This window comes from Knoellia tibetensis, assembly GCF_048606415.1.
GTDB classification, from domain to species: Bacteria; Actinomycetota; Actinomycetes; order Actinomycetales; family Dermatophilaceae; genus Knoellia; species Knoellia tibetensis.
In genome coordinates, this window is the sequence record NZ_JBMBWF010000002.1 from 71,397 (window position 1) to 85,154 (window position 13,758).

Below are 13,758 nucleotides of genomic sequence, written 5' to 3' on the forward strand. Positions count from 1 at the left end.
CATGACGAGCGACTCCGCCCCGCTGACCATCGCCATCGACGGACCGTCCGGCTCCGGCAAGTCGAGCGTCTCCAAGGCCGTCGCCGCGCGCCTCGACATCGGCTACCTCGACACCGGCGCGATGTACCGCGCGCTCACCTGGTGGTGCCTCGACCAGGGTGTCGACCTCGCCGACGAGGCCGCCGTCGTCGTCGCCGCGGAGGGCCTGCCCCTCGAGCTGTCGACCGACCCGGAGGACCAGCGGGTCGTCGTCGGCGGCACCGACGTCACCGCCGACATCCGCTCGACCGCGATCAGCTCCGAGGTGTCCAAGGTCGCGACGAACACCGGCGTCCGCCCGATCCTCCAGCAGGCGCAGCGCGACCGCATGGCGGCCATCGCCGAGGAGACCGGGGGCGTCGTCGCCGAGGGCCGCGACATCACGACCGTCGTGGCTCCCGACGCCCTCGTGCGGCTGCTCCTCACCGCCAGCGAGGAGGCCCGGCTGCGCCGGCGCTCGGCCGAGGTCCACGGCGCCGTCGACGAGGAGGCGATCGCCGCCACCCGCGACCAGGTCCTACGCCGCGACCGTGACGACTCCGCCGTCTCGCAGTTCACGGTGGCGGCCGACGGTGTGGTCACGGTCGACACCTCCGACCTCGACTTCGACGAGAGCGTCGAGGCCGTGCTCGCGGTCGTCGCCTCGCTCGCCGGGCACGCGCGCGGCTGACCTCCCCGGGCCCGGCCCCGCACGACACCAGCGGAGACCGCAGCGGCGTCGCAGCGGTGGCGCAGCGATTCCGCAGCGGCGGGACGCAGCCTGCTCGGGACGACCCGACCAGCGGGTCCCACCTGAGGAGACGCCATGTCCACGCTTGCCCGACGAACCACGGGCGGGGCGGCGTTCTGCGCCCTCACCGTGGGACTGCTCGGCGCCACCGCCTCGACCGCGACGGCGGGCAGCGCCGCTCTGACCGACCCCCAACGCGTGCGTGTCGTCACCGTCAACGTCGACTTCGGCGCCCCCGCGAGCTCGGTGCGTGACGACTTCGCCCGCTACAGCCCTTTCGCCGACATCGTCATGCTCCAGGAGGCGCGGGACGTGCGTCTGGCCGACCTCGTCGACACGGACACGTGGATCGTCCGTCAGGACACGACGTCGGAGTCGACGCGCGGCAGCGCCCTGGCGATCCGGCGCACCGCCGTCCGGGCCACCGACGCGGTGACGAACTTCCGGCTCGTCAAGGGGACCGACGGTGGACCCTGTCCGGACGGCGGCATCCAGACCCGGTGGATCGCCGTGGCCGACGTCCACCTCGCCAACGGCGCGACCCTCGTCGCGGCCTCGCTGCACATGCCACCACCGCGCTGCGCCACCGGACCCGGAAGCCTGTATGCCGTCATGGCCGACAACGTCGTGGCGCTCTCGAACCGCCACCCCTCACGGCTGCTCCTCGGCGGCGACTGGAACAAGGTGGTGACGGACGACCCCAACGACATCTCGGCCCGCGCCGACGGGCGCATCGTCCCGCGCGGAGTCGGGATCGACGGTTTCTACAAGCCTCGAGGGCTCGCCAACGAGCCGTTGACGACCCTCGGGGACATCTACGGCCACCACGAGCCGGTCCAGATGGCCGTCTCGGTGCCTGCCTCGTTCTGAGCCGTGGGTCACGGGCGGTGCACTGACGTTCCCGCCCGTGACGCACGAGAGCCTGGGCCCCGCCGACGCCGTGGCGGGCGACCTCGGCCGTGGTGTGGGGAGCGTCCTCGTCAGGAGCCTGTATGCCGCGCGGGCGGTCGGCGCAGACCGGGTCCCCGCGTCCGGTCCGGTCATCCTCGCGGCGAACCACACGGGCTATCTCGACGGCGCCGTCGTCCTCGGTCTGGCGCCGCGCCCCGCGCACTTCCTCGTGCTCGCCGCGACCTTCGAGCTGGGCGTGGGGCCGCTGCTCCACCTCAGCGGGCAGATCCCGCTGCACCAGGGTCGTGGCGACCGGGTGGCCCTGACCTCGGCGCTCGGTGTGCTCGAGCGCGGGGAGTGGTGGGCATCTTCCCCGAGGGAGGACGCGGCAGGGGCGACCTCGAGAGGGCGGAGAAGGGCGTCGCCTGGCTCGCCCTCCAGGGGCACGCACCCGTCGTGCCCGTCGCGTGCCTGGGCACCCGGGCCACCGGTGACCTCGCGTCGTCGTGGCCGCGGCTGCGCAGCCGCCTCGTCGTCGACTTCGGCGAGCCGGTCGCGCTCACGGGGGCGGCCGGCATACCGGGTCGGGTCCGGCTCGAGCGTGCAGCGGAGCAGATCCGGGTCTCGCTCGCCGAGCACGTGCGGGACTCGAGCGATCGGCACGGCATCGAGCTGCCGACCGACGTCCCTCCCGACGTCTGGGACTGAGCGGACCGAGCGGACCGAGCACGGTGCGGCCTCTGGGAGAATGGTGCGCATGAACACCCCCGAGACCGACGAGACCGTGACCTCCGACGGGTCGCTGGACGAGTCCGTCACGCATGCCCTGCGTGCTGGCCTGGACGACTTCGAGCTGAGCGAGGAGGACCTCGCGCTCGTCGATCGGGGCGATGACGAGGCCGGCGAGGACGCCGAGGAGACGGCGGTCCCCGTGGTCGCCGTGGTGGGCCGCCCCAACGTCGGCAAGTCCACCCTCGTCAACCGCATCATCGGCCGGCGTGAGGCCGTCGTCGAGGACGTCCCCGGTGTGACCCGTGACCGCGTCGCCTACGACGCCGAGTGGGCCGGCCGCCAGTTCACGCTCGTCGACACCGGTGGCTGGGCCATCGACGCCAAGGGCATCCATCTGCGCGTCGCCGAGCAGGCCGAGATCGCCGTCGAGCTCGCCGACGCCGTGCTCTTCGTCGTCGACGCGGTCGTCGGTGCCACGGACGACGACGAGGCCGTCGTCAAGCTGTTGCGCCGGGCCGGCAAGCCCGTCGTCCTCGTCGCCAACAAGGTCGACGACCAGCGGACCGAGGCCGACGCCGCGGCGCTGTGGAACCTCGGTCTGGGCCAGCCGTGGCCGGTCTCGGCGCTGCACGGCCGAGGCAGCGGGGACGTCCTCGACGCGATCCTCGACGTCCTGCCCGAGAAGTCGGCCGTCGCGGCCTACCAGCGTGGCGGGCCCCGTCGCGTGGCCCTGCTCGGTCGGCCCAACGTCGGCAAGTCCTCACTCCTCAACAGGCTGGCGGGCACGGACCGCGTCGTCGTCGACGACGTCGCCGGCACGACCCGCGACCCGGTCGACGAGCTCATCGAGCTCGGCGGCACGACGTGGCGCTTCGTCGACACGGCCGGCATCCGTCGCCGGGTCCACCAGACCCGCGGCGCCGACTTCTACGCGTCGCTGCGGACCCAGACCGCGCTCGAGAAGGCGGAGGTCGCCGTCGTGCTCATCGACGCGTCGGTCTCAATCACCGAGCAGGACATCCGCGTCGTCCAGCAGGTCGTCGACTCCGGGCGCGCGCTCGTCATCGCCTACAACAAGTGGGACCTCACCGACGAGGAGCGTCGTCACTTCCTCGAGCGGGAGATCGAGCGAGAGCTGGTCCAGATCCCGTGGGCGCCGCGCGTCAACGTCTCCGCCTCGACGGGCCGTCACATGGACCGCCTCGTCCCCGCCCTCGACACCGCGCTCGAGTCGTGGGACACGCGCATCCCCACCGGCCGGCTCAACGCCTTCCTCGGCGAGGTCGTCGCAGGCCACCCGCACCCGGTGCGTGGTGGCAAGCAGCCCCGCATCCTGTTCGCGACCCAGGCCTCGACCCGGCCGCCCAGGTTCGTCCTCTTCGCGTCGGGCTTCATCGAGGCCGGCTACCGCCGCTTCGTCGAGCGCCGGCTGCGCGAGGAGTTCGGCTTCGAGGGCACACCGATCGAGGTGTCGGTCCGGGTTCGCGAGAAGCGCTCCCGTCGCTGAGCCCACTCGGTGTCGTCCGGGCCCTCGGGCGATGACGGACTGGTTCGAACTGGCCACTCACGTTGGCCCGTTTGTCGGGTGGTGACTAGTCGCGGGCTATAAACTGGTGGCTCGACGAGAGGGGTTCGCGTGTCACCGACAGCGGTGCAGGTGGTTGTTGCAGACGACGATGACGACATCCGGGACCTGGTGGAGCTCAAGCTCACCCAGTCCGGCTACGAGGTGCGTGCCACCGCCAACGGCGTGGAGGCACTCGAGGACATCCGTCGCGACCCGCCGCAGCTCGCCGTGCTCGACGTCATGATGCCCGGGCTCTCGGGCATCGACGTCCTGCGCGAGATCCGCTCGGACGAGGCGCTCAAGGGCGTCCGGGTCGTCCTTCTCACCGCCAGATCGCGTGACACCGACGTCGACATGGGTTTCTCGACCGGCGCCGACGACTACCTCATCAAGCCGTTCAGCCCGCGTGAGCTCGTCCATCGGGTGGCCGCACTCCTCGCCCGCTCTCAGTGACCGACACGCAGCCGATCGGGGCGGGCTTCCTCGACGAGGTGCTCGTCGGCGTCATCGGGTTCTGCGTCGTCCTCGCAATCCTCGTCGTCGTGAGCCGCGTCCGCATCGCCCGCCGTGCCGAGAGGAGCCGTCAGCGGCTCGCACCCCTGCGCGGCGACCTGCTCGCGGTCGGTGCCGGTGAGGACGAGTCCGGGGCCGCCCGCCGTCGCCTCGTACAGGACCGCACCGCCGGGCCCGACCTCGACAAGGCCGTCGTCGACCTCCTCACCAAGGTGCGCGGGGGACCGGCGGAGGACTTGGTCGAGGTGCTGCGGGAGCGCCAGGGTGTCGCCCGGGCCTTGCACTCGCTCGGGTCCGCCTCGAGCGTCCGCCGCGCTCGGGCGACCCGGATCCTCGGCCTTCTCCGCGACCCGTCGCACGTCAACGACCTGCTCCGCATGCTCGACGACCGCTCGGGCGAGGTGCGCATCGTCGCAGCCCGCGCCATCGGCGCGCTCGGCCCCAGTGCCGGCCCGTCGGCCGCGGGTGCCGTGCTCCGCGCGGTGCGCAGCCGCCGCTCGGCGCCGGGTGTCCCGGCGACGGTGGCCCTGAGCACCCTGACGCAGCTCGGCGTCTCGGCCGAGGCGGCGGTCGTCGCGGGGCTCGACGACGACGATCCCGGCGTGCGCAACGTCGCGGCGGGGGTGGCCGGCCACAACCTCTTCCTCGCCACCGGCCCGCGGCTCGCCGAGATGGCCGCCACCGACCCCGACCACACCGTGAGGGTCAGCGCGACCGAGGCCTTCGGGGCCGTCGGGCGTCCCGGGGACGTCCACGTCATCGTCGGACTGCTCGCGCCGGCGGAGCCCGCCGTGGTGCGCCGGGCGGCCGCACGTGCCCTCGGCGAGCTCGGCGGCGACGTCGCGGTCGCCGGACTCGTCTCGGTGCTGGGGGACGACGATCGCTTCCTCGCGACGAGCGCGGCCACGGCCCTGGCCGAGACCGAGGGCGGACGCCGCGCGCTGCGTGAGCTGGCCGCCGAGGACTCCGTCGCGCCGAAGGCGCGCTCCGCCGTGACCGGGATGCTGCAGATGCTCGACCTGCGGGCGAGCGGCAAGGGCGTCGCATGAGCGTCGACGACATCATCCCCGGGCTGCGCGAGGTCATCATCGACCTGCTCGCTGCCGCTCAGTGGCCCGTGCTCATCTACTTCGTCCTCATCAACACCTCCTACCTCGTCTTCATCGCCCTGGCTGCCTGGGACTTCATCCACCACCTCCGCCGGGTCGAGCAGAGCGGCCGGCAGGAACGCGTGGCGAGCGAGTTCGTGCCCTCGGTCACCCTCGTCGTGCCGATGTACAACGAGGCGGCCGGCATCGTCCAGTCGATCCAGTCGCTGCTTTCGCTCCGCTACCCGCAGCACGAGGTCGTCGGGGTCGACGACGGCAGCACCGACGAGACCTTCGAGCGGCTCAGGGAGGCGTTCGACCTCGTCGAGGTCGACCGTGAGATCCCGCGTGAGCTCCCGGTCAAGGCCGAGGTGCTGTCGATCCACGTGCCCCGCAACGGCCGCACGCCGCTGACGATCATCCGCAAGACGAACTCCGGACGCTCCGACGCGGTCAACGTCGGCATCAACGCCGCGTCGGGCGAGCTGTGCGTCTTCGTCGACGCGGACTCCATCCTCGACCCCGACGCCCTCATCACGGTGACCGTCCCGTTCGCCGACGACCCGACGCGGATGGTGGCCACCGGTGGGGTCATCCGTGCCGCCAACGGCAGCCGCGTCGTCGCCGGTCGTCTCGTCGAGCCGCGGATGCCGCGCCAGCTCCTGCCCCGGATCCAGGTCGTCGAGTACCTCCGCGCCTTCCTCATCGGACGCGCCGGCTGGTCGCGCCTCGGCGCCCTCGTCCTCATCTCGGGTGCGTTCGGCGTCTTCCGTCGTGACGTGCTCGTCGAGGTCGGCGGGCTGGACACCGACAGCATCGGCGAGGACTTCGAGGTCCTCGTGCGCGTGCACCAGCACCTCAAGCGCGAGGGTCTCGACTACCGCGTGAAGTTCGTCGGTGAGCCGGTCTGCTGGACCGAGGTCCCCTCGACGGCCAAGGTGCTCAAGAAGCAGCGCGCCCGCTGGCACCGCGGACTCTGGGAGACGCTGTGGAAGTACAAGCACATGATGCTCAACCCTCGATACGGCAAGGTCGGCATGCTCGCGATGCCGTACTACTGGCTCTTCGAGCTCATCGCGCCCCTCCTCGAGTTCGTCGGGCTGCTCCTCGTCATCCTGGGTCTGGTCCTCGACGTCATCAACGTCCCCTTCGCGATCCTCTTCATGCTCATCGCCTACGGCTACGCGATCCTCGTGACGCTCGCCGCGATGACGCTCGAGGAGATGACCTTCCGCAAGTACGCCCGCTGGCGTGACCTCGGGACGATGCTGGTCGCGGCCATCGCCGAGAACATCGGCTACCGCCAGCTCACCGCATGGTGGCGCCTCCAGGGGTGGTGGGCGAGCCTGCGCGGCCGGAAGCAGGTGTGGGGCACGATGACCCGCGTCGGTCTCGGCGAGGAGTCCCAGCCGTGAGCTTCCTCAACGACGTCACGGTGACCCGCCGGCTGCGGCGCCTCGTCTTCATCCTCGTCGGGCTCATGCTCACGGCCATGGTGGCGGGGGGTGTGGCGGTGCTCGGCGCCTACCGGCAGGTCGATCGCCTCGCGACCGTCCTCGGACCGGCGGCCGACGCCAACTCGATGCTCCTCCAGACCCTCACCGACGCCGAGACCGGCCTGCGGGCCTACGACGCCTCCCAGGAGGCCGCGCTCCTCCAGCCCTATGTCGGCGCGCACCAGCGGTCGGACGCCTACGAGTCGCAGCTCCGGTCGGCCCTCGGCCCCGAGAGCGCACGCTGGGCGGACTCCCTCGACGAGCAGGCGGAGTGGATCGAGGTGTGGTGGCGCTACGCGGAGAACAGCCGGGCCCGCCTCGACGCCGGGGGCAACCTCGACCTCATGACCGGCAAGCAGCTCTTCGACCGGGTCCGTGAGGCCAACGGCACGCTCGGCAAGGAGCTGCGCGACGAACGGGTCGAGACCCGGGCAGCCTCCACCGGGCAGCTGCGGGACGCCCTCGTGCTTCTCGTCGGCGGTGGGCTCCTCGCGTCCGTGCTCGCCCTGTATGCCGGCTGGCGCATCGCGCGTGCGCTCACCGGGTCGATCGACGCCCTGCGCCACGTCGTCCACCTCCAGCGGCTCGGGGACCGTGCGGCTCGTGCAGACGAGCGCGACGGCCCACTCGACGTCCGCGGCCTGGCTGCCGACTTCAACCACCTCACCGAGACGACCCGTCGGCTCGAGGAGGACCAGCGAGAGGCCATCCGGCTGCGCGAGCTCACCCTCGAGCTGGCGACCGCGCTCCGGGGCCGGGTCTCCGCCGACGAGGCTCTGGCGATGACGGTGCGGAGCCTCGGCGAGGCCACGGGCACCACCGCCGCCATCTTCACGACGGACTCGACCTCGCGCGGCGAGACCGGCAGGTGGGGGCTCGCGGCGTGCTGGCCCGAGGGCGCCATCGACGAGTCGGGCGTCGTCCTCGAGGTGCCGGTCTCCCGAGAGAGCATCACGAAGGGGCTGTGGCTCTCCGGCAGGCTGCTCGAGACCTCGGACTTCGCCAACGACGACCTCCGGCAGTGGCCCTTCTTCCGCAGCATCGCCGAGCAGGTGCCGATGGGTGCGCTGCTCGGCACTCCGCTCGGGGTCGGCGACGGCGTCATCGGCGCGATGCTCCTCGTCGCGCCGGAGCCGAGGGAGTGGACGACGCACGAGCGGACCACGCTCCAGCAGGCCACGGCATACGCGGCTCGGGCGTTCCTCGCCGAGGAGCGACAGCAGCAACAGGCCGAGCACGTGGCCCGGCTGGAGTCCCTCGACCGTCAGAAGGACGAGTTCGTCGGCACCGTGAGCCACGAGCTGCGCACGCCCCTCACGTCGATCGCCGGCTACCTCGAGATGCTCGCCGACGGCGACCTGGGCGAGGTGGCACCGGCACAGCAGAAGGCCCTCACCGTCATCGACCGCAACACCGTGCGGCTGCGTGGTCTCATCGAGGACGTCCTCGTCCTCAACCGCATCGAGACCCGCGGCCTCGACCCGAGCTTCCTCCCCGTCGACGTGGGCGCGCTCGTGCGCGACGTCGCCCAGGACCTCCAGCCGCAGGCGTCGGCCAACGACATCAGGATCGACGTCCTCGACCTGCCGGAGCCGTGCGTCGTCTCCGGCGACTCGCTCCAGCTGGGCCGTGCCCTCACCAACGTCATCGGCAACGCCGTGAAGTTCTCGCGCAACGGGGGAGCGGTCACCGTGTCCGCCGTGCTCGAGGCGACGCGCGTGCGCATCCAGTGCCGCGACGAGGGGATCGGCATCCCCGCAACCGACATGGAGCGGATGTTCTCCCGGTTCTTCCGGGCGAGCAACGCGACCCAGCAGGCGATCCCGGGCACCGGACTCGGGCTGGCGATCGTCAAGGCGATCGTCGAGGCCCATCACGGCGAGCTCGAGCTGCACTCCGTCGAGGGTGAGGGCACGAGCGTCGTCCTCGTGCTTCCGCTCGTCGAGGTGGAGCCCGACGCGCATCGCGAGCAGCCCGAGCCGCGACGTGACGTCGCGTCCGAGGTCGTCGTCGACGCGTGAGCTCCGGTCCGACCGGGCGCGGATACGATCGGGCCGTGCCGATGCCACGCTCCCTGCGGACGGCCGCCAGCGCGGTCGTCCTCGCGGCGGCCGTCGGTCTCGCGGGGGCGTGCACGACCTCGTCCCCCAGCAGGCCCGAGCGGCCCGGCACCGACGAGCGCCCCACGAGCGCGAGGGTGCTCACGCTCGAGGACCTCGCCCCGGGGCTGCGCCCCGCGAAGCCACGCTTCTTCAACCCGACCCCACCGGTGCGCAAGCCCGGACCTGCCCTGTCGCTCTCACTCCAGGCGAGCGCGAAGCCGGTCGGAGCGCGGTTCGATCCCGCGAACGTCGGGCTGTCCTTCGAGGCCAGCGACCTCGCCGACCCCCGCTGGGACCCCGACGCGAGCTACCTCGACGAGCTCGTCGGGGCGCTCGACCGTCCGTCGCTGCGGTTCGGCGGCAACTCGGTCGACCGGCGGGTGTGGTGGACCTCGACCGGTGAGCCGGCGCCGACGTGGGCACAGGTCACGCTCACGCCCGAGGACTTCGCGCGTCTCGCCGCCTTCGCGACCAAGGTCGACGCCACGGTGACGCTCGTCGTCGACCTCGGCCACGACGACCCGGCGCGAGGCGCCGACTACGTCCTCCACGCCCGCCGCGCCCTCGGCGCCCGACTCGTGGCCGTCTCGGTGGGCAACGAGCCCAACGGCTTCGCCCTCGCCTCCCAGCCGCAGTACCGGATGCGCGAAGGGGAGTACAACCCGTCCGACTACGTCGCCGAGCTCCGTCCCTACGTCAAGGCCATCCACGCGCGCGTGCCCGGGCTGCCGATCATCGGTCCGGGCACGTTCGACGCCCCGTGGTGGCGCGCCTTCGGTGACGCGAGGATCGCGGACACGGCCGCGATGGCGGCGCACTGGTACCCGCTCTGGGCGTGCGGCACGTCCGGTGACCGCAGGGCGGCGCCCACGGTCGGCAACCTCGTGTCACCGTGGCTGCACGACCGGGTCGACGACATCCTCGGCATGGGCCTGCAGACGGCTGCGCGCTACCGCCTGCCCCTCTGGCTGGAAGAGGCAGGTCCGACCTCGTGCGTCGGCACCAACGAGACGTCCCGCACCCACGCCCAGGCGCTCTGGACCGCGGACTTCACCCTCCACACGGCAGCGCTGGGCGTCCGGCGGCTCAACTACCACGGCATGATCGACGCCTGCCGGGGCGGGGCGCCGATGAGCCCCCTGTGCGACACCGGAGAGCTGGGGGAGCGCACGCCACGTCTGCGAGGACAGTCCAACTACCTCGCCCTCCTGCAGCTCGCCGAGGTGCAGCAGGGGACGATTCGGCAGATCGCCGTCGCGGGGGCGCCCCGGGTGCACGCCTACGCGATCGAGGACGCCACCGGCGTCACGCTCGTCGTCGTCAACATGAACGACCCGGCCGGCGTCGGGCCGTCACCCCTCACGCTCGCGCTTCCGAAGGGCCTGTCCGCCACCCGCGCCTCGGTGCTCTGGGCCGACACGCTCGACGTGCGCAACGGCAGCAAGCTCACACCGCTGTCACCGCTCGACGCCATGCCGAGCTCGGTCAACGCGGGCAGCGTGCTGGCGATCCGGCTCGACCGCCCCTGAGCCGTCCCACAGACCGGCGCCGGCGGACCTGACGAAGGGCCCCTGCCGTGGTCCGGCAGGGGCCCTTCGTGTCCCGTGGTCTCCCAGGGGAGCTGGTCGGGCTGACAGGATTTGAACCTGCGACCCCTTGACCCCCAGTCAAGTGCGCTACCAAGCTGCGCCACAGCCCGTGGCTCGCTCCCGCGTTGCCGCGCGAGCGAACGAAACCATATCCCATGCCTCACGCCGTCACCGAATCGGTTCCGGTGGGCGGCCCCACGGTCAGTAGACGTGGCGGCGACGCAGCTCGGAGGGCCGTCCATCGGGGTCGCCGAGGAGTCGTTGCGGCACCTCGAGGACCCGCCGGGGCCAGCGGCCGATGTCCGGCTCCCGCACCGCTCGGAGCCGGCCCGGGGGCCTGCGCCCGAGCATGCCGCCGTCGCGCCACTCCTGGAGCCGCGCAGCCGCATCGGCGTAGGCCGTGAACATCCCGGCGGCCGGGACGCAGTCGGCCATCGCCGCCTCGTGCTCCTCGCCGGACAGGGGCCGGTCGAGGTGCTCCGCCGCGAGGCGCAGCCGCAGGGAGCGGGCGAACGGCGAGTGGTCGGTGCCCGCGTCGTCGACGACGAGGGCGGCGAGCTCGGAGTCGTGGCTCCACGACCTGCGGTTGACGTTGTCGGACCCGATGGTCGCGTACCAGTCGTCGATGACGACGACCTTGGCGTGCACGTAGACAGGCCAACCCGCGTGGTTCTCGATCCCGTAAGCCGCGAAACGCTCCGGTGCCGCCTCGGTGAGCTGCTTGAGCGCCTCGAACCGTCCTTCGAGCTGGAGCAGCTCGGCCATGCCGCTGAGGTCCGGGCGGTGGGGGAGCACGGTGATGAGGTGGAGCTCCGGGTTCGCCGAGAGAGCCTCTGCCAGCGCGAGGCTCACCGTCGATGACCAGAGGTACTGCTCCTCGAGGTAGATGAGGTGCCGCGCCTGCTCGATGGCCTTGAGGTGGGCCCTGGCGATCGACCGCTCACCCTTGGGAGCGAAGGGATACCTCCGGCGCAGGTGGCGGTGCGGGTAGGTCCGCAGCACCTGCACGACATGGGTGCCACCCTCGACCGGCGGCGGTGCTGGCCGGCGCTCCGGCAGCGGCGTCGGCTCGTGCTGGACCTTGCTGAGGCGGTCGCGCAGCCGTGAGTGCAGCGCCGGGGTGAGCGGGGAGGGGTCGTCCCACCGCTCGCGGAAGACGGTCTCGACGTCGGCGACGGCCGGGCCGGTGATGGCGCAGTGGACGTCGTGCCAGCCCGGGCTCGGGCCGTACTCCTCCGCCAGGGCCTGCTGCTGCGGGTCCCCACGGTGGTCGGAGGTGTCGCGACGTGAGTGTGCGACGTCGATTCCGCCGACGAACGCGATGTCCCGCGAGGGGTCGTCGCCGTGACGCACGACGACGAACTTCTGGTGGTGCGATCCGCCCCGGCGCACCCGCATGTCGAGCAGGACCTCGGCGTGCTCGTCGTCCTCGTCGGCGAGCTCCTCGGCCACTTCGCGGTTGTCCTCGGCCGAGAAGTCGAGCTGCTCGGTGTGCGAGCGCCAGATGAGCCCACGCACCTGGACTCCCCGGTCCTCGGCGCGGTCGAGCACCTCGAGCAGCGTGCTCGACGGGTCGTCGGTGAGCTGCTGGTCGGCGTCGACCCGCCACCCGGCGAAGAGGACGAGGTCGCCCGCTCGGGTCGCCTCGATGGTCCGGAACAGCTCCTCGAAGTAGGTCGCACCGTCGACGAGCGGACGCACCGAGTTGCCGGTCGACCAGGCCTGCTCACCGGGGTGCTCGTCGTCGATGGCCGTGTGCGGGTTGCCGCGCTCGCTCGCGGTGAGGAGCCAGCGGGTCACGTCCGAGCCGGGCCCGCCGCTCACGACAGCGCTCGGGCCATGCGGTCGACGGCCTCGGTGAGGATCTCCGGCGAGGTGGCGAGGTTGACCCGGACGAACCCCCGACCGGTCTCGCCGAACGACGGTCCGGAGGAGAACGCCACCCGGCCACGTTCGCGCAACACCACCGCCGGGTCGTCCCCGAGTGCGAGCTCCCGGCAGTCGAGCCAAGCCAGGTAGGTGGCGGCGGGGACGGCATACCGGATCTGCGGGAGCCTCTCGGCGAGGAGGCGCGTGAGCAGCGTGCGGTTCGCGTCGATCTCCTCGGTGACCTTCGCGAGCCACTCGCGACCCTGCGTCCACGCGGCGATCCCCGCGATCTGTCCGAGGTGGCTTGCGCCGTGCGAGTGGACCTCGTGCAGTGTCGCGCCCGGCGGGGCCTCCTCGCCGGTGACGACGAGGGCAGCCTTGAGCCCGGCGAGGTTCCAGGCCTTCGATGCCGAGAGCAGGCTCACCCCGCGCTGCGCGCCCGCGACAGTCAGGTAGGGCGTGAAGTCGCCGTCGTGGACGATCGGCGCGTGGATCTCGTCGGCGACCACGGTGACGCCGTGGTGCTCGGCGATCGCCGCGAGGGTCTCGAGCTCTTCACGCGTGTGGAGCGTCCCGGTGGGGTTCTGGGGGTTGCAGAGCAGGTATGCCGGCCCATGCAGAGCATGGGACCCGCGCTCGACTCCCGCTCGCGCCTCACCGAACGCCCGGTCGAGCGCCTCGGGGTCGAGCCGCCCGGCAGGGGTGAGGGGGGCGTCGACGACACGGCGCCCGGTCATGTCCACGAAGTCGAAGAAGGCGTTGTAGACCGGGGACGACACGACGACGGGTCCGCCCGGGTCGGTGACGCCGCGCAGGACCTCGGCGACGCCGATCATGACGTCGGCGACGGGGGAGGTGCGACGGGTGTCGACCGACCACGACCACGTGTCGGAGGCATAGGTGGCGGCGGCCTCGACGTACTCGGCCCCAAGGGGGTAGCCCGTGTCGCCGCGGCGCATCGCGGCCTCGACGGCCTCGACGACCGGCAGGCACGGCTCTGCGTCCATCTCGGCGACCCAGAGGGGGAGCACGTCGTCGGCGTAGACCCCCCACTTCACACCGGTGCGCCGCGGGCGCCAGGTCGTCGCGTCACCCGTCAGGAGAGTGGAAGTCATGACCAGACTGTAGACACGACGACATAG

Annotated in this window: 11 protein-coding genes, 1 tRNA gene and 1 pseudogene; 10 read left to right on the top strand and 3 right to left on the bottom strand. The window is 72.1% G+C overall.

Annotated features, from left to right (window positions below):
* Position 1 precedes the first annotated feature (1 nt).
* The 10 genes and pseudogenes from cmk (at position 2) to ACOJV7_RS12200 (ending at position 10,687) form a co-directional block, all read left to right on the top strand.
* Complete coding sequence (cmk, locus tag ACOJV7_RS12155; protein WP_420190473.1) at positions 2-709, top strand: (d)CMP kinase; 708 nt, start codon at positions 2-4, stop codon at positions 707-709.
* A 135-nt stretch (positions 710-844) separates the two neighbouring features.
* Positions 845-1,639, top strand: coding sequence for an endonuclease/exonuclease/phosphatase family protein (locus tag ACOJV7_RS12160; RefSeq protein ID WP_420190474.1), 795 nt, complete (start codon positions 845-847; stop codon positions 1,637-1,639).
* Between the two features lie 94 nt (positions 1,640-1,733).
* Positions 1,734-1,928, top strand: a pseudogene (locus tag ACOJV7_RS12165) (1-acyl-sn-glycerol-3-phosphate acyltransferase); the annotation flags it as partial.
* A 92-nt stretch (positions 1,929-2,020) separates the two neighbouring features.
* Positions 2,021-2,368: a lysophospholipid acyltransferase family protein gene (locus ACOJV7_RS12170; protein ID WP_420190790.1), complete on the top strand. Its 348-nt coding sequence runs from the start codon at positions 2,021-2,023 to the stop codon at positions 2,366-2,368.
* A 49-nt stretch (positions 2,369-2,417) separates the two neighbouring features.
* Positions 2,418-3,899: a ribosome biogenesis GTPase Der gene (gene der, locus ACOJV7_RS12175; protein WP_420190778.1), complete on the top strand. Its 1,482-nt coding sequence runs from the start codon at positions 2,418-2,420 to the stop codon at positions 3,897-3,899.
* Between the two features lie 129 nt (positions 3,900-4,028).
* Positions 4,029-4,412, top strand: a complete 384-nt coding sequence (locus tag ACOJV7_RS12180) for a response regulator transcription factor (protein ID WP_420190475.1) — start codon at positions 4,029-4,031, stop codon at positions 4,410-4,412.
* On the top strand, positions 4,409-5,521 hold the full coding sequence (locus ACOJV7_RS12185; RefSeq protein WP_420190476.1) for a HEAT repeat domain-containing protein: 1,113 nt from the start codon (positions 4,409-4,411) through the stop codon (positions 5,519-5,521). The genes ACOJV7_RS12180 and ACOJV7_RS12185 overlap by 4 nt, the downstream gene beginning before the upstream one ends.
* The gene (locus ACOJV7_RS12190) at positions 5,518-6,975 is read left to right on the top strand and encodes a glycosyltransferase family 2 protein (RefSeq protein ID WP_420190477.1); all 1,458 of its coding nucleotides are present in this window, start codon (positions 5,518-5,520) and stop codon (positions 6,973-6,975) included. The genes ACOJV7_RS12185 and ACOJV7_RS12190 overlap by 4 nt, the downstream gene beginning before the upstream one ends.
* The gene (locus ACOJV7_RS12195) at positions 6,972-9,077 is read left to right on the top strand and encodes a sensor histidine kinase (protein ID WP_420190478.1); all 2,106 of its coding nucleotides are present in this window, start codon (positions 6,972-6,974) and stop codon (positions 9,075-9,077) included. Before ACOJV7_RS12190 ends, ACOJV7_RS12195 begins: the two co-directional genes overlap by 4 nt.
* Before the next feature lie 35 nt (positions 9,078-9,112).
* Positions 9,113-10,687, top strand: coding sequence for a hypothetical protein (locus ACOJV7_RS12200; RefSeq protein ID WP_420190479.1), 1,575 nt, complete (start codon positions 9,113-9,115; stop codon positions 10,685-10,687).
* A gap of 93 nt (positions 10,688-10,780) precedes the next feature.
* Here the strand turns inward: ACOJV7_RS12200 and ACOJV7_RS12205 are convergent.
* The 3 genes from ACOJV7_RS12205 to ACOJV7_RS12215 form a co-directional block, all read right to left on the bottom strand.
* Positions 10,781-10,857, bottom strand: a tRNA-Pro gene (locus ACOJV7_RS12205).
* Positions 10,858-10,948: 91 nt separating this feature from the next.
* Positions 10,949-12,571, bottom strand: coding sequence for a phospholipase D-like domain-containing protein (locus tag ACOJV7_RS12210; protein ID WP_420190480.1), 1,623 nt, complete (start codon positions 12,569-12,571; stop codon positions 10,949-10,951).
* Positions 12,568-13,731, bottom strand: coding sequence for a MalY/PatB family protein (locus tag ACOJV7_RS12215; protein ID WP_420190481.1), 1,164 nt, complete (start codon positions 13,729-13,731; stop codon positions 12,568-12,570). The genes ACOJV7_RS12210 and ACOJV7_RS12215 overlap by 4 nt, the downstream gene beginning before the upstream one ends.
* Positions 13,732-13,758: the final 27 nt, after the last annotated feature.

What these genes read in the sequence shown, in the direction of transcription:
- ACOJV7_RS12190 (WP_420190477.1), top strand. Translation starts at nt 5,518, where the DNA reads ATGAGCGTCGACGACATCATCCCCGGGCTGCGCGAGGTCATCATCGAC.
- cmk (WP_420190473.1), top strand. Translation starts at nt 2, where the DNA reads ATGACGAGCGACTCCGCCCCGCTGACCATCGCCATCGACGGACCGTCC.
- ACOJV7_RS12160 (WP_420190474.1), top strand. Translation starts at nt 845, where the DNA reads ATGTCCACGCTTGCCCGACGAACCACGGGCGGGGCGGCGTTCTGCGCC.
- ACOJV7_RS12215 (WP_420190481.1), bottom strand. Translation starts at nt 13,731, where the DNA reads ATGACTTCCACTCTCCTGACGGGTGACGCGACGACCTGGCGCCCGCGG.
- der (WP_420190778.1), top strand. Translation starts at nt 2,418, where the DNA reads ATGAACACCCCCGAGACCGACGAGACCGTGACCTCCGACGGGTCGCTG.